Below are 20,169 nucleotides of genomic sequence, written 5' to 3'. Positions count from 1 at the left end.
AAACCGTGTTTTTAGACGCTGTTATGACGGAGAAACTGTAGATGTCTTCCATTGACCGATTTGTCCACCTTCATGTCCACACCCAATATAGCCTTCTGGATGGGGCAAACAAGATCCCTCCACTCATGAAGAAGGTCCGGGAGACCGGCATGCAGGCCGTAGCCATGACCGATCACGGGAATCTCTTCGGAGCCATCGAGTTCTACCAGGCGGCCCGAAAAGAAGGGGTCAAGCCCATTATCGGCTGCGAAGTCTATATTACCCCAAGATCCCGGCATGAACGACGGGAAATACACTTTATGGGCGAAGGTCCCCATCAGGGGCGCAAGATCAATAACGCCTCCTTCCATCTCATCTTGTTGGCTCAAAATGAAGTGGGTTATAAAAATCTTTTAAAAATTGTCTCTCTTTCCCATATCGAGGGATTTTATTTTCGTCCCCGTGTCGACTTTGAGCTTCTCTCCCGGTACCACGAGGGTATTATTGCCCTTTCCGGATGTCTCAAGGGTCAAATTGCCTATATGCTGACACGAGGAGACGATGAAACCGCCTACGCAACAGCGGGCGTTTTTCAGGATATTTTTGGAAAAGAGAATTTTTTTCTGGAAGTCCAGGCCAATGGACTAGACGACCAGATACGCGCAAACAAGGAAATCATCAAAATGGCCAGGGCGATGGATCTGCCTCTGGTGGCCACAAACGATTGCCATTATCTCGAACGGGAAGACTCTACACCGCACGATATTCTCCTGTGCCTCCAGACAGGAAAAACGCTTTCTGAGCCCAACAGGCTTCGTTTTGGCTCGGATGAATTTTACATCAAGACTCCCAGGGAAATGATCGAGTCCTTCAAGGAGCTCCCGGAAGCCATCCAGAACACGCTGAGAGTTGCGGACATGGTCGATCTGAAACTGGACCTTCAGACAACCCATATGCCCGATTACAAGATCGACGCTGGACAGTTTCCGGAGGTATCCGTAAAAGATCTCTTTGTCTCTAAAACACTGGAAGGGCTTGAGGAGCGGTTTTCTGAATCCCGTTTTTCAGATGAAGAAAGAAACGAATACCGAAAACGTCTGGATCTGGAAATAGCCGTCATCGCCAGAATGGGTTATGAAGGCTATTTCATGATCGTCTGGGATTTCATCAAAAAAGCCCGCGAAATGGGAATCCCCGTCGGTCCCGGACGAGGATCCGCTGCAGGCTCCCTGGTCGCCTACTCCCTCCGGATTACCAATATAGATCCAATCCGCTTCGGTCTCCTTTTTGAACGATTTCTGAATCCAGAACGGGTCAGCCTTCCCGATATCGATATTGATTTTTGCATGAACAGACGCGGGGAAGTCATCGACTATGTTGTCAAAAAATATGGTGAAGACCGTGTTTCGATGATCGCAACCTTTGGAACAATGGGTGCCAAAGGCTCTATCAGGGATGTTGGCCGGGTCCTTTCCATGACCTACTCGGAAGTCGACAAAGTGGCCAAAATGATTCCCAATGCCCTGGAGATGACCCTTGAAAAGGCCCTTCAGGAAAATCCCGAATTAAAAACCCTGGTTTCAACCGATCAACGCATACAGGATCTCTTCACCCTGTCCATGAAGCTTGAGGGGATTACCCGCCATAGCTCGATTCACGCGGCAGGCGTGGTCATCTCAAAAGATTCCCTGATGGAACACGTTCCCCTGATGCGGGGAAGCGACGGGGAAATTGTGACTCAATTTACAAAAGATGATGTGGAAAAAGTTGGTCTGGTCAAATTCGACTTTCTCGGGCTGACCACACTGACCCTGATCCAGGATGCAGTCCGGCGGATTCACGATAGGGATCCCTCCTTTTCAATCGAGAGAATTCCTCTCGATGATGCGAAAACATACGAACTCCTGGCTCATGGAAAAACCCTCGGGATATTTCAGCTGGAATCGAGGGGAATGACCGATCTCATTATCAAGATGCAACCCGAAAATTTTGAAGATCTGATCGCACTTCTCGCTCTTTATCGGCCAGGACCGATCAATAGCGGCATGGTCGACGATTTCATAAAAAGAAAGAAAAATCCGAAAGAGATCGTCTATGAGCTCCCTGAGCTCGAGCCTGTTCTGAAAGAAACCTACGGGGTTATCGTCTATCAGGAACAGGTGATGAAAATTGCCAATATTCTCGGAGGATTTTCTCTTGGAGAATCGGACCTCCTGAGACGGGCGATGGGCAAGAAAAAACCTGAAGAGATGGAAAAAATGAAGGACAAGTTTGTCCTTGGGGCCAAGGGGCTGGGATTTCCCGTTAAAAAAGCCGAACAGGTCTTTGACCTCATGGCTTTTTTTGCGGGATACGGATTCAATAAATCCCATAGCGCCGCCTATGCCCTGATTTCCTATCAGACAGCTTACCTCAAGGCTCATTACCCTCTCGAGCTTTGGGCGGCCCTGTTGACGAATGCTCTCGATGACACGGAAAAGATCGGTGTGTTTTTGGTCGGGGCAAAGGATATGGGAATTTCCGTCATGGCTCCGGACATCAACGAAAGCGAATTCGACTTCAGCCTCCGCTCAGGATCCAAGATTCTATTTGGACTTGGGGCTGTGAAAAACGTCGGAAAGCAGGCGGTCGATGCCATTATTGAGATGAGAAACGAATCAGGGCCATTCAAGGACTTTCCCGACTTTATCAGGAGAATCGAAGGGAAAAAGGTCAACCGTCGAGTCGTAGAGGCACTGATACGATCCGGTGCCTTTCGCTCCCTTGGAATCAAAAGGTCCATCGCCATGGAAGCACTTGACCCGCTCCTTGAGTGGGCAGAAAAAGCCAAACAGAGCAAAAAGTCTCCAATGGTCAGCCTTTTCAAGGAGTTTTCTGTCGATCCCGAAACACCTCCACCGCTCCCGGAACTTCCGGAATGGGATGAAAGAACCCTTCTGAAAGAGGAGCGGGAGGCGCTTGGCTTCTACCTGACATCACACCCCATGGCCAATTATGGAGATCTGATCCAGAAGCTTTCGACAAAAACGACCGGAGAGATTGACTCCATAGCGGAAGGATCAATGATTGGCGTTTTTGGAGTCGTCTCTTCTCTCAAGATCATCCGTACAAAAAAAGGTGACAGGATGGCCCAATGTCTTCTGATTGACCTTGAAGGGTCGATTGAGGTCGTCCTTTTTCCGGATATTTTTCAGGGAATAGAGTCCCGTCTCGATGCCGACATCCCTCTTCTGGTTTCAGGCAGCCTTGAAAGAAATGATTTTGGGACGAAGATTCGGGCAACCAGGGTCGATACTCTCGACGACATTATGAAAAATCTCTATAGCGCGGTCATTCTTCGTCTGCAGAGTGACGGACTTTCGACCCAGGACATGATTGATATGAAAAACCTTGTCGATCGATTTCCCGGAAAAACACCGGCAATCGTTGAAATCGACATCATGACGGAACCGGCATCTTCCTGCTGGCTTGCCGGAAAAAAACTCCAGCTGAACCCGACTGATGAATTCATTCGATCCGTTACAGACCGGTTCGGCGAGGGAGCAGCAACCCGGCTGGAGGCACTACCAAAGGAGTTGAGCGATTTCATGATCCAAAAACGCCGTGAAGAAGGGCGATCCTTCCAAGCTTCCTGATGAAAGGCCGTCCCCGGAACTGTTTACGAAGCATCCTTCCGGGAACCATCCTTGTAAGGGCCCATTTTCCGGAATTTTTCATAGCGGTCATTCAGCAATTCATCGGTTGACTTTTGCGAAAGGATCTCGAAATCCCTTGCAAGAATCAACTTGATTTTTGAAACAACCATTGAAAAGTCTTTCTGGACTCCTCCTGGTGGTTCCTCGACCATTCCATCAACGACCTTCAGACGCAAAAGGTCGCTGGCTGTGATATTAAGGCTCTGGGCCGCCTCGGGTGCGCGTCCGGCATCTTCCCAAAGGATAGCTGCACAGGCTTCAGGAGAGATCACGGAATAGATAGAGTTTTCAAGCATATAGACCCGATCCCCGACCCCAATGGCCAGGGCTCCTCCGCTCCCTCCCTCCCCTATTACAAATGAGATGATCGGAACCCTGATCTGAAACATCTCCATGATGTTCCTGGCAACAGCCTCGATCTGCCCTCTTTCTTCGGCTTCAATGCCCGGGAAAGCCCCTGGAGTGTCAATAAAGGTTACGATCGGCATATTGAACCTCTCGGCGAGGCGCATGATCCTTAACGCTTTCCGATATCCTTCCGGATGGGGCATTCCGAAGTTTCTCGAGACCCGGTCCTTGAAACTTTTTCCTTTTTGATGGCCAATGACGACAACGGTCCTGCCTTCAAACCCTGCAATACCTGAAACTATCGAAGGGTCGTCCCTAAAACCACGGTCACCATGGAGTTCAATGAAATTCGTAAACAGGCGTTGCGTATAATCCAGAGCCGTCGGACGATCCTGGGCTCTGGCAATCACCACTTTTTCCCAGATGGGACTTTCAGTCTTCGATGTTTTTGAATGAGTCTCCAAAGGAGCTCCTTCCTTCTGATAAGGTCATCCTGTTTTCAGGATCGATTGGACTCGAACAGAACCGATTAATGAAGTTCGAGGTGGCCCGGTTTTCCGGGAAGCAACATGGCATCCCTCACGATCCGGATCGTTTTTCTGGCTTCATATCTGGCTTTCTCGGCGCCCTTTTCCAAAATGGAATCGAGTTTTTGGGGGTTGGACAAGATCTCCGAACGTTTCTCCCTTGCCGGTGAGAGAACTCTCTCTATCCCGTTGCGCAAAATGGATTTGCAGTCAATGCATCCAATTCCTGCCGTCCTGCATCCGGTTTCGATCGTGAGCCTCTCCTCCGCCGATGTAAAGACCCGGTGCAAGTCATAAACCGGGCAGACATCGGGATTCCCGGGATCTTTTCTTCGGACTCGCTGAGGATCTGTCACCATGGTCTTGATCTTCTCCCAGATAACCTCGGCACTATCCGTAATATACAGGCAGTTATCGTAGCTCTTGCTCATTTTACGTCCGTCCAGTCCCGGAAGCTTGGGAGTCGGTGTCAAAAGTGGCATGGGTTCGGGAATGGCAGGCCCATAAAAATGGTGAAACCTCCTGACAATTTCACGCGCAAGCTCTAGATGCGGCAGCTGGTCCTGGCCAACAGGAACATGAGTTGCCCGGTAGAGGGCAATATCGGCTGTCATCAGAACCGGATATCCCAGAAACCCGAACATGGAGAGATTCCGATTGTCTAGCTGCTCCTGTTGATCCTTGAAGCTCGGGTTCCGGGTCAGCCAGGAGACCGGAGTGATCATTCCGAAGAGCAGGTTCAGCTCGGCATGTTCCGTGACATCAGACTGCAGGAATATGGTTGACTTCTCCGGATCAAGACCTAGAGAGAGCCAGTCAATGAGCATCTCCCGTGTATTTGAGATGAGATTCCGGGTATTTTCATAGTTCGTGGACAATGCATGCCAGTCGGCGATAAAGAAAAAACAATCATGAGTGTTTTGAAGGGCGATCCAGTTGTGAAGGGCTCCCATATAATTCCCAAGGTGCATCCTCCCCGAAGGCTGTATACCGCTGACAACCCGTTTTTCCTCGAAAGGGGTCGTTTCTTCCGTTTCATTTGTCCTGGCAGATGTCGTCACGAAAGAGTCTCCATGGTCATTATAGATGTTATCTCAAAAAAGCTGTTCCCTTATTCAGGGCTCGCCCCACCCAGATGGAAAAGGGCAGATGGATCATAGGCAAGTGTGATGATGGAACTGGTGGTGGTCTCGACAAGCGGCCATAGCGTTCTTGACAGAATTCCCAGATAGGGATCGAGAATCACCAGTCCGAAGATGATCCAGATTCCGTAAGGTTCAACCCTTGAAAGCGGTGCGGCGATAAAATCCGGAAGAAGTCCGGTTGCGACCCGGCCGCCATCAAGCGGAGGCAGTGGAATCATATTGAAAAAAAACAAGACAATATTGACGGTAATCGATGCTTTCATCATGGCCAGAAAAATCGGCAAAACCTCTCCCCACACCGGAGAAGTCGCTGTTAACGGAAGCGTTGTGAGAAAGGCATGCAGAAGACTCATCGAAATGAGCGCCATCATCAGATTCGAACCCGGACCGGCAAAGGCAACAAGAACCGAATCCCTCCGGTAATGATGGAGATTTCTTGTATTGATGGGAATCGGTTTGGCATATCCGAACATAAGACCGGTGTGCGATAGAAGAAGAATAAGGGGAAGAAGGACCGTTCCGAAGGGATCAACATGAACAAGAGGATTGGCTGACAGTCTTCCCATCATCCTGGGTGTTGGATCACCAAGATAATCGGCAACCACTCCGTGCGCAAGTTCATGGAATGTGACCGCAAAAAGTACCGGGATCCCCCAGATGACAAGCTTGAGTCCCAAGTCGAGAAGCCATGAAAAGCCTGAATCAAAATGAAACAAACCATCTCCCCAGCAATCGTGTCGTTATAATCATGCCCATCAGAACGGGTTCACCCAGAAATGATCTTCCTTCTGCCAGTGTCCATCATTATATCCGAAAACATGAACCTCTTTCTCCGCCTGTCCGGATGGATCCCATCTGAGTTTTCCCGACAACCCGTGATAATGGGTGATTTTTTTCATGGCGTAGGCCATCTGAGAAGGAGTTTTTATGGTTGTCATAAGGGATTTGTTGATCATCTCGGCCGCATCAATTGTTTGGAGTGCGAAAAGGTCCGGCAGAACACCAAAGGTCTGATTATAAACCCTGATATCGGGATTCTCTATCGGAAGGTCGTTTCGGGAAAAAGTCCCAACGGCCTTGATCTTTCCCAAAATAGAGACATCGGGGATCGATGAGTCCGACAAGAAAGTATCATTGCCTATAATGAGCTGGTTTTGAATGCCTTTATAGGCAAGTTCCCTGAGAAGACGCGCATGATGGCCGGAGGTATCCGGAATAAAGATGGTTCGGAAGGACGGAAGGAAAAAGACCTTTTTCGGATGACTCCCTTCCGAGGAAGAAAAAAGAACAAATCTCTCCCCATTGAATCGGATCGAATCTGGGCTTGTTATCTTGATCGAAGGATCCTTGGCGGAATTCTTGTCAATCTGGATGGTTTGGCCAAAAGTTTTCATCGATTCAATCGTTGGCTGGATATCCGGAGCCCCGGAGTTATAGGAGATTCCCCGGAGATACTCTCCACCGCCCTGTTTCAGGGTCTTCGCAAAGACTCTCTCCATCATGCTCCCGTAGGGAACATCGGGATACAGGGTCAGGGCCGGATCTTTGGGCGCAACGGACAAGACCTCCATGGCAGCGGCTTTTCCAAGCATTACCGGCATGGTCGCAACGCTTCTGACCCCTTTGAAGGCTACCGAAGGAGAGAGGGTGGGAGAGACGCAAAGGAAACGACCTGAAGACAGTTGTTTCTTCAAGAGCTGCAGATCCTTGGGAAGGATAGGACCGATACAGGAAATCATCCCTTCCCGGCGTTCAAGTTCGATAAATGTTTTTTCTGTCTCCAGGCTTGTCCTGACGGATTTGACCGATGGGATCCATCGGTGGATTCTATGGGAAGAATAAGCTGCGTAGACCCCCTTCAGCACAGAGCGTATATAAGGGGAAAGAGGATTTTTGACCAGACTTGGAATGATCACTCCGACAGGACGCTGCTCCTTTGTGAAATGAATCCCGTCAAGTCGATTCTGTGCCTCCTGAGTCAGACCGGATTCCGGATAATTGGCCAGAAGGTGGATATACGCAAGTTCTGCCTGATCATCATGTTTTGAGGACTCCAAAAGGTTCCCGGACTTGAAAATGGCAACATCGCCAGGAAACCTGTCCGGGAAAGCGTCCCATATTTTTTGGGCATCCTCCACAGAGGCGACTGACGCCATCACCATTGAGGAGATGAGTGTTTCCATTTTGGCCTGAAAAGCAGGGCTCATATTTGAACGCATGGTTGCAAACATGATAATCGAGGAGATGGGGTCAGTCTTGGCAAGAAGAGGTTCGAGCACATTCGTTGCCGCATAAATGCGAGCGTCCGAATCGAGATCCTTGTAGGCAGGCAATAGATAATGAAGCGTTCCGAGATCATTCTTCAAGGTACTGTCGGCCATCCCGATCAAATACAGATAATCCGTCTTTTCCGATGGTGTGCTCTGGGCCAGAATTTGTGATTTTAAAAGAGGTAGGAGAAGGTTCAGGACGGATGCAGGAAGATCCATGCGATGATCGGCCCGGGCAAGCCCCAGATAGACAGCGAGGGGAACCTTGCCGGCAGGGTAATCCAGAAGAATATTCTCAAACAGATTCCTGGCCTCAGGGTTTTTCCCCTCGTTGAGAGCGTCCGTCGCTTTCTTGATCTCCATGGAAAGATCAATGTCAGACACTTTTGGAAGGGGTTGGGAGGAAACCTGGAAAACAGGCACCTGAGGCATGGTTGAGGCAGGAACTCCGGATTGCTCCGGTGTCTTGTCCGCTGCGGATACCATTTGGACCGATGACAAACAAAGGAACAGGCAGAAAAAGCCAATCCCCCCGCACAGGGCAAGTTGCCTTTTAATGAACGGACTCATAGCAGTTTTCGTTCGAATCACCAATGGACCTTTTCTGCATTTTTCATCGGGCATTCCGAGACAGTTCAAGCCGGGTTCCCCTTGTAGAACAGCCAATACCAGCAGAGCTTGAAGGTGCGGCGGGCAGCCATCGATTCACTTTGAAATAAAACCGGGTAAAAAAGGATACATAAGTGCAGTGCTATGATGAGAGTACAGGAAGACAATGAGCTGAATCAAGGAAGGGCAGATAATTTCCCCTGACAGTCGCCGGTTTCAGGCCATTTCGTCAAAAAAACAAGGAAGGATGGACACAAGCTTGTTTTTTTGTCAAAATCGTCATAAGTTAAGCTGGTTATTCTTGGAGATTCTCTTGACAAGCTTGTCTCTGCTCGGCCGTAACACATTATTTATAAGAACAGGAAGGCGGTTCGGGATGTTTGGAAAAAAACTTTTAATCCTCTTTCTCATCGTTTGCGGATTGATTGCTCCCGGCTCCTTCAAGGCAATGGGAACGACCTACTGGATTTCTTCCGCCAATGCATCCTCAATCAGTTTTCTCACGAACATGAAAGTCGGGCTCCATCGGGATCATATACGGGTTGTTCTGGTGCTCGATGGTCCAGTGAAAAAAGAGTCAGTCTCTTCCCGAACCGGACAGGGAATCATTTCGCTCGAAGGTGTCATGCCTTCCCCTTCCCTCAAAAAATCCTATCGCCTCCGAAACACATATTCCAAAAAATGGATCAGGGAAATCACCGTTACCTATAAGCCCGGAAAACGGACGACCGTATTGATTGTTATGGAGTCAACCACGCTCGGCACTCCCCATATTTTCAATCTTTCATCTCCTTCCCGCGTTGTGATCGATTACCCTGTAACAGGGCATCCGGGCAAGAATGCCCAGGACAATGCCCCCTCCTCCCGCAAGCAATCCCATAATGGAAAGGCGGCGGTCAGCTCGACGCCTCCGTCAAAAACATCCCCAACCATTCAGACAAAACCCGGAAATAATGGGAAAGTCTATATTATTCCCGGAAAAAAACTGCAGGAAAAAAAGAAAGAAACGGGAACAACCTCCTCTCCCCCACCAGTCGCCATTGAGTCCGACTATACCTTGCCCATCAAGACACACCGCATGAGGGTTGTTCTGGACGCAGGTCATGGTGGAAAGGATTGCGGAACCACATCTGTCAACGGTTATTGTGAAAAGGATCTCGTCCTTGATATCGTCCGGAGATTGGGCCTTCTCCTTTCACAGGATGGACGGTTCCATGTCTTTTACACGAGAACAGACGACTCCTTCATCTCTCTGAAGGACAGGACAAGGATTGCGAACCGGGACCATGGAGACCTTTTCCTTTCTGTTCATGCAAATGCCGACCCTGACCCTTCCGTCAGGGGAATCCAGACCTATCTCCTGACCCTTCACTCAAAGGATAAACGAGCCATGGCTCTCGCAAAGCGGGAAAATGCTTCCCTTGGTGCGGCAGGTGATCTGGGAGCAATCCTCCTCACATTGAGGATCAATCACAAAAAGAAACATTCCATGGAGCTTGCCTCATCCCTCGACAATGCCCTCATTGGAACACTGAGCTCCCATTATTCCGGAATTCGGGATTTCGGGATCAAGCATGCGCCCTTCTATGTCATCATGGGAACATCGATGCCGGCGGTCCTGACGGAAGTCAACTTTCTTTCGAACAGGAAAGATGCGGCCCTCATCGCAAAAGGACGATATCGACAACTGGTAGCTGAGGGTCTCTACAGAGGAATTATTTCCTACGACCGCTGGGTCCATCCGGAAAAAATCAATCGCCTCGCAAGTGCCAACCTTCATCAGCCTGAATGAATTCCCCTGACATTCCATTTATGATACGGACCGATTTTGGAAAATGGCCGTTTTCTATGATAGGATGGAGAGTCTTGGTTGTGATGACCTGTTTTAAAACTGGTCTGGCAGACACATTCATCGTATCGAATGATTCAGGATAGATAAAGGGGATCCCAATGGATGAGCCCGAAGAAATTGATCTTGACGAATTGGAGTTACCACTTCACATTCCCAGAAAAAATGGGCCGGATTGCCCTTTCTGCGGAGAGCCTACACTTTCCGTCGACGGGGACTTCGTCTGCATCGATTGTAATGGCACCTGGTATGGACCAAATATAGGATAATGGATCGACAGGGACCGGTTTCCCGACCGGTCCTTTCTTCCAGCAATCACCCTACCAAAATCAAATGCCCCCGTAGCTCAGGCGGACAGAGCAGAGGTTTCCTAAACCTTGTGTCGGGTGTTCGAGTCACCCCGGGGGCACCACTTTTAAAAAAAAAATATCTTGTATCCATAACAACAAAACTCTACCCGAAATGTTTTATTTTCTCACTCAAAGTCTAAGTCACGGGATCTGATAAACTTTTCGGGAATGGTTTGTTTCGCCCAATCAGGCATCTTCTTTGAAAGATGCTTGACTCGACTATGCTCAATGGAAAACAGAAACTTATGTTTTTCTCCCGTATTGTCAAGGATAAAAGTTCGTTCGGCAATATTCAGACCGTTAGATTACTGAGGCTTCTCTCAAAACGCCTTCTCACGTCTCTGGCCGGTACGGAGTGTCCTCCGCTCGAAACGCGCTCTTCTATCCGAACCTGACATAGGGCTGCACTAGAAAGACAGATGAAAATCAGGTTGACTGTAAATCCTGCCGCTCTTGCCCGTCTCATCAAATGAATTTCGCGGTTTCCGGAAAAAGTAGTATCCACGGCAAAACTGATTCCGGAAGCGAATAGTCGCTCCTGTTCTCGAACAGCAGCCCTCCCTGCTTGCATGGGACTCAGACCATGAATCGCTGCCAAATTGTCCGGAGAGACCACGGGAATACGTGAAGCCAGGCAACGCTCGGCAATTGTCGTTTTCCCGCCCCGTTCGGTCCGGAGACAATCCACAACTGCGGCATTACAGATCCCGAAGCACTGTCATTTTCCCATTGGGGTCCACTGAAACAAGCTGTTGACGTCTAACCGGATATTTTTTAATGATTTTTCCAGGATAGCGATCGTCGCCGTAATAAATGGGCCGCCCTGCCGCCAGATGCTGTTGTGCGGCTCGACCGTCATCGTGGGCTAGAGCATTTGCAAACTCTGCCGACAGCAAGTGATTCTCAAGCTGAGAGAGAGGGGTGTTCTGATCGATTTTTCCTGTGAGATTTTTCCTCCGATGGATGATTCAATTCTCTGGCATATTTTGGACCTGTTCTTCAGCAGTCGTTGTTCTTCCGGATCTTTTTCTGGGTCTCGATGGACATTTCCAGATTCCGGTCAACCGTTTTCAGCCACGGATCGTGGTTGTCGCAAAGATCCCTGACCTCGGCTGGGATCCGGGTTTGGGGTACAGTCCGATGCCGTATTCTGAATGCCTTGGATCCCATTTTTTACTGATCACGACCGAAATCATTTCAATCTCTCCGCCCAATCTTTGACCTTCAAATGAAGCTACCGTTTTAAATTCCGGATGATCTTCTGCCTGCTAAAGAAGTTAACCTGCAATGGGTTCAGCCCCTTTTCAAAGAATCAGATTGAAATGCGTGCGGATATTCGAGTCACCCCCTGTACACAATCCTTCATTCGCAAAATCGCCAGAATCTCTCCTTTGGACTCCATGACCGTTCAGGGAATCTCTACCAAGCATCTGGGGTCCCAGTCGACATTTGTTTCAAGCCCATGATACCCAAAGGGATTACAAAGGATTCGTGTCTTTCCAATGCGATAGTCACTACTCGAGTGATGGTGGCCGTGTATCCAGAGATCAGGGGAGAATCGCTCGATCACGTCTTCAAGATCACTTGAAAACGCTCCGGAGATCGGCGAGCCAGAAAACTCTGGAGCATCTGAAAGAAACGATGGCGCATGATGGGTGATCACCACCGTGGGACCGGAAAACTCCTCGGAAAGCCGGGATGTCAGCCAATGGAGACTTTCCTGATATCGTTCAAGGACATCCTGCCAACGGATAGGGGTCCCTTCGCTTTTCAGGATTTTTCTGAAATCCAGAAGTCCCCCATCATAGTCATATCCGGCCTGTGCCGCCTCTCCCTGGGTCTGGTTCTTGAAATCGCTCCAGAGTGTGCTCCCCAGAAAACGGACTCCACCAAGAATAACCTCATCGTCATCGAGAAAATGAAGATAGGGATCCTTGTCACGTGATATCGCATCTCTGTACTGGTTCCGTCCCCGGGCAAGCTCGTACCCGTAAAATTCATGGTTTCCAAGAATCACGATGAGGGGAATCCTTCCGGAAAGGGCTTTCAGATAAGATCGAAGGCCGGTGGTGCTTCCTGCAATATCTCCGGCCAATACCATCACATCACCCACAAGATCGTTTTTACGGATTGGCCGGAAATCAAACTCGGTATGAAGATCTGATGCATATTGGATTTTCAACTTGCTCTCCCGTCTGCTCATTGATTTTGAGGAAAGTCTCCATAAAAAAATTTATTTTTCAACCACATGATCCCGTATATCCAGGGGAATAATCAAAAGAGGAAACTGGTTCAGGTTCCTAGCAATGATTTCAGCGGTGGATTCAAAACCTGGCCTCCATGCCGATTGACCAAGAAGAACAAGGCTCGGATTGATATCATGACACCGTTCAACGAAATGCTCATTCCACTTTTTCCCGGAAACCTCCGATAAAAAAATACCTCCAAAAGATTGCGTCAAATCCAGAAGCATTTTGGAATACAGTCCCTCGCCTGGCTCCCTCCGAACAGAGAGAACGCAAAGCTCAAGGTTGAGCCTGTCCGATAGAACCGCCCCTCTCCGAATGAGAGCGGCGTCTTCCGGACGGTCGGAGACACCTGCAAGAATACGCCCTCCACGACCGCTTCGGATCACTCGTCCACGACCACCGCCCAAAACACATTGCATGGCCAACTCTCTTAAGGCCGTGAGATTATTTTTGGTGAAAAAATTCCTGAGAGCTTCCTCCACCTTTTGGAGGGGATAGACCTTCCCTTCCATCAACCGTGACTGTAAAGCCTCTGCAGTCAGGTCCACCAGAACAATCTCCGAGGCCAGGAGGACGGTGCTGTCAGGAACCGTTTCATGAACCCTGATTCCGGTCTGGAACTCGATGAGATCGTTCAGACTCTCCAAATGCTGGACATTCAACGTTGTAAAGACATGGATTCCCGCTTCCAGAAAAAGGAGTACGTCCTGGTAGCGCTTTTTGTTCAAAAAGCCAGGAGGATTGCTATGGGCCAGCTCATCGACAAGAACCAGCTCCGGTTTTAGTCGGAGAATTTCATCGACATCCATCTCACCAAGCACAAGACCATGATAGGAAATCATTTTTCGCGGAATCACCCGAAGGCCTTCGGCCATCTGCTGGGTCTCCTGCCGCCGATGGGTTTCCAGATAGCCCACAACCACATCTGTCCCACTGGTTTTACGATCCTGGGCTTCCTGAAGCATCCTGTAGGTTTTTCCAATACCAGCAGCCGCGCCCAGAAAAAGGGTCAGCCGCCCCTTCATGCCGGAAGAGACGGGAAGGAAGGAATCCGATTCAGGGGCAGATTCGACAGGGTGGGGCTGGCCAAGGGTCGGAATAAGATGTATCTCCACATCAATTCGGGAAAAGTATCGGAGAACGGAACGGACAAGGGATTTTCTCCAGGGGCTTTGTGTTCCCGCATGACCCATGACCAGTCTGGTTGTCTTTGTCCTCTGAATGAATCTCCATAATGTCCATCCGGGATTTCTTGTCCAGAGGATAGAGAACTTTCCACCGGCCCCTCTCGCCTCCTGCTGGAATCGGGATAAAATCTCCTGGTCGGGAGGGGACCTCTTTCCTAAAAAAGAAATCTTTCTCAGATGCAGGACAAGAAGCTCCCCTCCCATTCTCCTGGAGAGGTTTCCAGCATAACCAACAAGTCGTTCGAGCGATGGAGTGTGCTCCGACACCAGAACAGTGATTCTCTCATAGACTCCTTTTTTCCCTCCCTGCCTGGTCAACTGGGAATCGAGGACCTTTGCCATGAACTCAAGGGTCATCCCCCTGAGCTTTATGAGGTTGGACTCTCTGAAAGCTCCCTTCAGGGCCCGTTCGATCTGTTCTTTGGGGAAAACATTCCCTTCCCTGATCCGGATGGTGAGCTCCGACGGAGGGAGATCCACAACAACCACCTCGTCCGCCCGCTTGATAAAATCCACAGGAACGATTTCCTGGACAGGGTATCCGAGAATTCCCCCAGCGGCCTCCGAAAGATCCTGGACATGCATCGAGTTCAAGGTCGTTACAACACTGATGCCGGCATCCAGAATCTCTTCAATATCCTCCCATCGGTTCTGGTGTCGTGATCCCAGAACATTTCCATGAGCCAGCTCATCGACAAATACAGTGGAAGGCCTCCTTTTGAGAATGAACTCAAGATCCATTTCCGGAAAGGACTCTGATCCGATATGGATCCCGACAGGGGGAATCGTCTCGAACATCTCCGATAACCGGAAGACATCCGGACGGAGATTTTCCTCGATCCACCCGATAACGACATCAACGCCTCTCTCTTTCATCGCGTTCAGATCCAGAAGGGCCCGCCTTGTTTTACCGGTTCCGGGAGCCCACCCAAGATAGATCTTCAGTCGCCCTTTGCCCATTTTGAGGATCGTCCCCAGAAATGGGTCAAAGCGTGAAAAATCCTCTAGTTTTTCATTCAAGGGAAAATCCTCCAAAACTTATCTTCACCCTTTTAAGACGAAACCAGACTTCCATGGGAGTTTTTCAAAGATAGCATACAAGATCTCTCTTCCATCTTGGTCATATGGCCAATGGTTTCCAAAAATTTTCGAGGGTAGCCTTTTGAAGGCAGCAGGATCATTTCGCTGGTCATCACAAAAAATGCCACCCCCTCCTCCCGATCGCATCACTTTCGGGAGGAGAGGCTTAATCGGAGAACGTGAAATGAAATGGTTGGTTTTGGCTTCCCGCACTCAAGAACGGATCGGGTCAGCCATGAAACTTCTTGCGGGAGTGCTGTTTTCCTTGACGGGTCTTTTTTTCGGACAATCCTTTGCCGCCTCTATCGGGGATGAAAAATTCCTGTTGACCGGAAAAGCGTCAAAACTTCTGGGAGGCATTGTTGTCAGGATCCAAAAAGGGGACTTGTCGGATCATGGGACATTTCTGATGAATCTTGTCCCCATCACCCAAACGGGACGACCTCTTTGCCGGAAGCCATCCGGACATCTGGTCACGGTTTTCAAGGATCGAATGGTCCGATCCTTGAGAGATCACAGTGCCTTTATCGTAATGGGACCTCAGGGTTTCTCCCCTTTCCCGCATCTCACAGTCGGGGATTGCCTGACGGTTGCGGCACGAAAGCTGACCCCCCTTTCAGAAATTGAGACAAGAAACGAGGACCAAATCCGGATTTTTCCATCTGGAAATTCTCGAGAGAAATCTTTCTTCCAGGCTTTTCGAATCAAGCTCTGGCAAAAAGATCCGCCAGAGCCTTCCAGGGGATTTTTTTCACGACGATAACCTGTCGGATCTTTGGTGCGGAACCTGAATGGCCATTTGGCCAATTGTAACGTTTTTCATCGGGGTCTATACAGGGACTCGTTGATTATTTTCATACAAATATTCTTTTTTGGGGAAAAATGATGAAACAAAAGGAAATGCAAAATCCAGACATCTACAGGGAAGCCATCTTTCAGTCTCTTGCCATGTTGAATCCGGTCAAGCTCTACAAAAACCCGGTCATGTTTATTGTGGAGATTGGAAGCATCCTGACAACATCACTGGCCATTCATTCCGGATGGACCCATTCGGGCGAAGCCGCTTTTGGAGCGATGATTTCGATCTGGCTCTGGCTTACGATCGCATTTGCCAATTTTGCGGAAGCACTTGCCGAACTTCGGGGAAAAGCCCAGGCATCGACCCTCAGATCCACACGCGCTGAAACCACGGCACGACTTGTGACACCGATAGGATTTTCCCATATTCCGGGAAGCGAACTGAAAAAGAAAGATCAATTTTTGGTGGAAGCCGGAGAAATCATCCCCACTGACGGAGAAATCATTGAAGGAGTCGCAAGCATCGATGAATCCGCCATTACCGGAGAGTCGGCTCCGGTCATTCGTGAATCCGGGGGAGACCGGTCCGGGGTAACAGGAGGAACAAGGGTTCTCGCCGGAAAGCTCAGGGTCTCGGTCAGCAACAATCCGGGAGAAACCTTTCTCGACCGCATGATCTCTCTCGTGGAAGGTGCAAACCGGCAAAAGTCCCCGAACGAGATTGCCCTGACCATCCTGCTTGTCGGACTCACCCTGATCTTTCTTTTTGTCGTGGCCTCCATCCCGGCGTTTTCTTCCTATGCGGGAATCCAATCATCTCCAACGATTCTGATCGCCCTGCTGGTTTGCCTCATCCCGACCACGATCGCCGGTCTACTGCCCGCAATCGGAATCGCCGGAATTGACCGGGCCTTTCGGGCCAATGTCATCGCCAAATCCGGAAAAGCGGTTGAAGTCGCCGGAGACATCGACATTTTACTCCTGGACAAAACCGGGACGATTACTTTCGGGAACCGTCAGGCAGTCCAGTTTATCCCTGTTCCGGGCGTTTCAGAGAAGGAGGTTGCCAGGGAAAGCTATTTTGCCTCCTTGTCGGATGAAACACCTGAAGGGAAAAGCATCGTTCTGCTGGCAGCGCCGCTCCTGGACGCCAAAACACCCCCGAATGGACTGGTGGCGATTCCTTTTACTCCTGAAACCCGGATGAGTGGCGCCGACAGCATCGAAGGAGAAATCCGAAAGGGAGCGGAAGATGCGGTCAACGCTTATGTCGGAACCCCTTTCTCAAGCGAGATCAAGGAGATTATCTCCGCTATCGCCAAATCCGGGGGAACTCCCCTGGTCGTTGCAAAAAACAAAAAACCGCTGGGAGTGGTCCACTTGAAGGACATCATCAAGCCAGGGCTGAAAGAACGTTTTGCAAGGCTCCGCAAGATGGGCGTCACAACGGTCATGGTGACAGGAGACAACCCACTCACGGCCAAAGCTATCGCCGAAGAGGCGGGCCTCGATGATTTTTTCGCCCAGGCCAAGCCGGAAGACAAGATGGCTCTTATTAAAAAGGAGCAGGAAAAGGGCCGACTTGTCGCCATGACAGGCGACGGAACAAATGATGCCCCCTCACTGGCCCAGGCGGACGTCGCCCTTGCCATGAACTCCGGCACCCAGGCCGCCAAGGAAGCGGGAAACATGGTCGATCTCGATTCCGATCCCACAAAGATCATCGAGGTCGTCGAGATCGGGAAACAGCTTCTGATCACCAGGGGGGCCCTTACAACCTTTTCAATCGCAAATGATGTCGCCAAATATTTCGCCATCCTTCCGGCGATGTTTGTAGTGGCCTATCCACAGCTGAAGGTTTTGAACATCATGGGACTTGCCACCCCCGAGTCGGCGGTCACTTCCGCCATCATCTTTAATGCCCTGATCATCCCCGCACTGATTCCCCTGGCGTTAAAGGGCGTTTCCTACAGACCGGTCGGAGCGTCCGCCCTTCTCAGGAGAAACCTCCTGATCTACGGACTCGGAGGGATTCTTGTCCCGTTTTTGGGAATCAAGCTGATCGACATGGCACTTGTGATTTTGCACTTTACCTGAAAGGAGAGAGTTAGATGGGACATTACCTGTTGATGCTGACATTGGGAATTGGGGTCTTTGTGGGAATGCGGGCTTATATCGGATTCCTTGAGCGAATCTGATTATAGGAAAAAAAGTAGGAGGTACCGGTCGTGATCTGGGACATTCTTGGTTTGGTCGTTCTTGTTTTGGTGATTTACCTTTTTGCCACATTGCTCAATGCGGAGAAACTCTAACATGATGATTGCAAATGACTGGATTCAAATATTGGTTTCACTTTCAGCGGTTGTTCTGATATCCCCACTCGTTGGGCGTTACCTGGCCTGGATCTACCAGAGCCACACTCTCCTTCCGGAGCGGATCATCTACCGTCTTCTGAAGATCGATCCGGCAAAGGAGATGACCTGGAAAGAATATAGCGTGGCCATCATAGCGTCAAACGGAGTGTTCTTCGCCGCGGGATTTCTCGTTCTCTGGGGACAGGCGTTTCTTCCCCTCAACCCGAGGCACCTTTCGCCCCTGACCGCCGAGGTCACGTTCAATACGGCCGCGAGTTTTGTTACCAACACCAACTGGCAGGCTTATGCGGGAGAAGCTCAACTCTCAAACTTCTCTCAGATGGTGGCGATCACATTCCTCATGTTTGTCGGTGCCAATACAGGCATGGCGGCGCTTGTCGCCATCTTTCGGGGATTCACCCGATCGGGAATTTCCACGCTGGGAAACTATTGGTCGGACTTTTTCCGTTTTTTCGTCAGGGCCTTTCTTCCCGCCTGTTTTTTGATGGCACTCGTCCACATATGGCAGGGAACCCCCCAGACGCTTGAAACGACAGTATCGGCAAAAACACTCGAAGGAGCCAATCAGACACTAATCGTCGGGCCAGTCGCCTCTCTCGAGGCCGTCAAGAATCTGGGAACCAACGGAGGGGGATTCTACAACGCAAACGGCGCCCATCCCTATGAAAACCCGACCCCCCTGACCAATACGCTGGAATTTCTGGAAATGGGGGTCTTTACCTTCTCTCTTCCCTTTTTCTTCGGCCGCATGATTGGCCGTCCCCGTCAGGGTCAGGTGTTCTTCGTGATCGTTTTTTCCCTCTATCTCGCCGGTCTTGGTCTGATCGAGCATTCGGAAAAAGCAAAAAACCCGCTTCTTTCTCCTGCCCATATCGCACAAGGGACGACTCCACTTCAAGACGGAGGGAATACCGAAGGGAAAGAGGTGCGTCTTGGCATCACCCAGACCAGCCTTTTTTCAAATACGACCATTGCTGCCACCACCGGAGCGGTGGACGGAGCCATGGACAGCATGAACCCCCTGTCGGTCCTCGTCTATCTGGTCCATATGTTCCTGAATGAAGAGCCGGGAGGAAAAGGGGTCGGGTTTGCGGGCCTCCTCAAGGAAGCCATCCTTGCCGTTTTTCTGGCGGGTCTGATGGTGGGACGCACCCCGGAATTCCTCGGAAAAAAAATCGAGTCCAGGGAAATCAAGCTATCGGCCTTGTCCCTTCTTGTGACGCCACTTCTTGTATTGGGGCTCACCGCTGTTTCGGTTGTGATCCCCGCGGGAAAAAGCTCCATGGACAATCCTGGCCCCCATGGATTCATGGAGGTTCTCTACGCATTTGCCTCCGGGAACGCCAACAACGGTTCCGCCATGGCAGGGCTCAATGTATCGACACCCTATTACGCCATTTTAATCGGTGTCGAAATGATCCTTGGACGATTTCTTCCCCTTCTCCCCCTGCTGGCGATGGCATCTTCCCTTGCCAGAAAGAAAACGCTCCCGGAAACATCCGGAACCTTCAAAACCGATACACCGCTATTTGTGGTTCTTCTTTTGGGATTCATGATTCTCTTTGCCGCGCTGACCTTCCTTCCTCCCCTCATTCTGGGTCCGCTCCTGGAGCATCTGTCGATTCTCCATGGGGTCTCTTTCTGAGAGAAGGATCGATTCGGAAAAAACGATCCATATTGACATATGAAACAACTGAAAAAATATTGA

At 50.0% G+C, this 20,169-nt stretch carries 14 protein-coding genes and 1 tRNA gene; 8 read left to right on the top strand and 7 right to left on the bottom strand.

Annotated features, from left to right (window positions below; translation table 11 throughout):
• Positions 1-41: 41 nt before the first annotated feature.
• Complete coding sequence (gene dnaE, locus LFE_RS06125; protein ID WP_014449369.1) at positions 42-3,614, top strand: DNA polymerase III subunit alpha; 3,573 nt, start codon at positions 42-44, stop codon at positions 3,612-3,614.
• A 23-nt stretch (positions 3,615-3,637) separates the two neighbouring features.
• Here the strand turns inward: dnaE and LFE_RS06120 are convergent, their stop codons facing one another.
• The 4 genes from LFE_RS06120 to LFE_RS06105 form a co-directional block, all read right to left on the bottom strand.
• Positions 3,638-4,486 carry an acetyl-CoA carboxylase carboxyltransferase subunit alpha gene (locus LFE_RS06120; RefSeq protein ID WP_014449368.1) on the bottom strand — a complete coding sequence of 283 codons (849 nt, stop codon included), beginning with the start codon at positions 4,484-4,486 and terminating at the stop codon, positions 3,638-3,640.
• A 65-nt stretch (positions 4,487-4,551) separates the two neighbouring features.
• The gene (gene trpS, locus LFE_RS06115; protein ID WP_014449367.1) at positions 4,552-5,610 is read right to left on the bottom strand and encodes a tryptophan--tRNA ligase; all 1,059 of its coding nucleotides are present in this window, start codon (positions 5,608-5,610) and stop codon (positions 4,552-4,554) included.
• A gap of 50 nt (positions 5,611-5,660) precedes the next feature.
• Positions 5,661-6,410, bottom strand: a complete 750-nt coding sequence (locus LFE_RS06110; protein WP_014449366.1) for a site-2 protease family protein — start codon at positions 6,408-6,410, stop codon at positions 5,661-5,663.
• Positions 6,411-6,449: 39 nt separating this feature from the next.
• Positions 6,450-8,534: an ABC transporter substrate-binding protein gene (locus tag LFE_RS06105; protein WP_158310243.1), complete on the bottom strand. Its 2,085-nt coding sequence runs from the start codon at positions 8,532-8,534 to the stop codon at positions 6,450-6,452.
• 415 nt (positions 8,535-8,949) lie between these two features.
• Here LFE_RS06105 and LFE_RS13065 point away from each other — a divergent pair, with 415 nt between their 5' ends.
• On the top strand, positions 8,950-10,365 hold the full coding sequence (locus tag LFE_RS13065) for an N-acetylmuramoyl-L-alanine amidase family protein (RefSeq protein WP_014449364.1): 1,416 nt from the start codon (positions 8,950-8,952) through the stop codon (positions 10,363-10,365).
• Between the two features lie 392 nt (positions 10,366-10,757).
• Positions 10,758-10,834, top strand: a tRNA-Arg gene (locus LFE_RS06095).
• A gap of 230 nt (positions 10,835-11,064) precedes the next feature.
• Here LFE_RS06095 and LFE_RS13910 read toward each other — a convergent pair.
• Complete coding sequence (locus tag LFE_RS13910; RefSeq protein WP_148272569.1) at positions 11,065-11,460, bottom strand: hypothetical protein; 396 nt, start codon at positions 11,458-11,460, stop codon at positions 11,065-11,067.
• A 275-nt stretch (positions 11,461-11,735) separates the two neighbouring features.
• Here LFE_RS13910 and LFE_RS06085 point away from each other — a divergent pair, with 275 nt between their 5' ends.
• Positions 11,736-11,993: a hypothetical protein gene (locus tag LFE_RS06085; RefSeq protein WP_148272568.1), complete on the top strand. Its 258-nt coding sequence runs from the start codon at positions 11,736-11,738 to the stop codon at positions 11,991-11,993.
• Positions 11,994-12,180: 187 nt separating this feature from the next.
• Here LFE_RS06085 and LFE_RS06080 read toward each other — a convergent pair whose 3' ends face one another.
• Positions 12,181-12,954 carry a metallophosphoesterase gene (locus LFE_RS06080; protein WP_014449361.1) on the bottom strand — a complete coding sequence of 258 codons (774 nt, stop codon included), beginning with the start codon at positions 12,952-12,954 and terminating at the stop codon, positions 12,181-12,183.
• Positions 12,955-13,005: 51 nt separating this feature from the next.
• Entirely contained in the window at positions 13,006-15,228 is a 2,223-nt protein-coding gene (locus LFE_RS06075; RefSeq protein ID WP_014449360.1) for a signal transduction histidine kinase, read from the bottom strand.
• 244 nt (positions 15,229-15,472) lie between these two features.
• Here LFE_RS06075 and LFE_RS06070 point away from each other — a divergent pair, with 244 nt between their 5' ends.
• The 4 genes from LFE_RS06070 to kdpA all read left to right on the top strand — a co-directional run bounded on the left by LFE_RS06070 (position 15,473) and on the right by kdpA (position 20,106).
• Positions 15,473-16,051 carry a hypothetical protein gene (locus LFE_RS06070; protein WP_148272567.1) on the top strand — a complete coding sequence of 193 codons (579 nt, stop codon included), beginning with the start codon at positions 15,473-15,475 and terminating at the stop codon, positions 16,049-16,051.
• 122 nt (positions 16,052-16,173) lie between these two features.
• Positions 16,174-18,183: a potassium-transporting ATPase subunit KdpB gene (gene kdpB, locus LFE_RS06065; protein ID WP_014449359.1), complete on the top strand. Its 2,010-nt coding sequence runs from the start codon at positions 16,174-16,176 to the stop codon at positions 18,181-18,183.
• Positions 18,184-18,314: 131 nt separating this feature from the next.
• Positions 18,315-18,398, top strand: a complete 84-nt coding sequence (locus LFE_RS14680; RefSeq protein WP_081495359.1) for a potassium-transporting ATPase subunit F — start codon at positions 18,315-18,317, stop codon at positions 18,396-18,398.
• Between the two features lies 1 nt (position 18,399).
• Positions 18,400-20,106 (top strand): potassium-transporting ATPase subunit KdpA, encoded by a 1,707-nt coding sequence (gene kdpA / locus LFE_RS06060; protein WP_014449358.1) that lies wholly within the window; start codon positions 18,400-18,402, stop codon positions 20,104-20,106.
• Positions 20,107-20,169 lie beyond the last annotated feature (63 nt).

This window comes from Leptospirillum ferrooxidans C2-3 (assembly GCF_000284315.1).
In the GTDB taxonomy this organism is placed as follows: domain Bacteria; phylum Nitrospirota; class Leptospirillia; order Leptospirillales; family Leptospirillaceae; genus Leptospirillum; species Leptospirillum ferrooxidans.
This window is presented reverse-complemented; position numbering and strand designations above follow the sequence as displayed.

Excerpts from the sequence above, each read along its gene's own strand:
- dnaE (WP_014449369.1), top strand. The coding sequence starts at position 42 with ATGTCTTCCATTGACCGATTTGTCCACCTTCATGTCCACACCCAATAT.
- LFE_RS06105 (WP_158310243.1), bottom strand. The coding sequence starts at position 8,534 with ATGAGTCCGTTCATTAAAAGGCAACTTGCCCTGTGCGGGGGGATTGGC.
- LFE_RS13065 (WP_014449364.1), top strand. The coding sequence starts at position 8,950 with ATGTTTGGAAAAAAACTTTTAATCCTCTTTCTCATCGTTTGCGGATTG.
- LFE_RS06085 (WP_148272568.1), top strand. The coding sequence starts at position 11,736 with ATGATTCAATTCTCTGGCATATTTTGGACCTGTTCTTCAGCAGTCGTT.
- LFE_RS06070 (WP_148272567.1), top strand. The coding sequence starts at position 15,473 with ATGAAATGGTTGGTTTTGGCTTCCCGCACTCAAGAACGGATCGGGTCA.
- kdpB (WP_014449359.1), top strand. The coding sequence starts at position 16,174 with ATGAAACAAAAGGAAATGCAAAATCCAGACATCTACAGGGAAGCCATC.
- kdpA (WP_014449358.1), top strand. The coding sequence starts at position 18,400 with ATGATGATTGCAAATGACTGGATTCAAATATTGGTTTCACTTTCAGCG.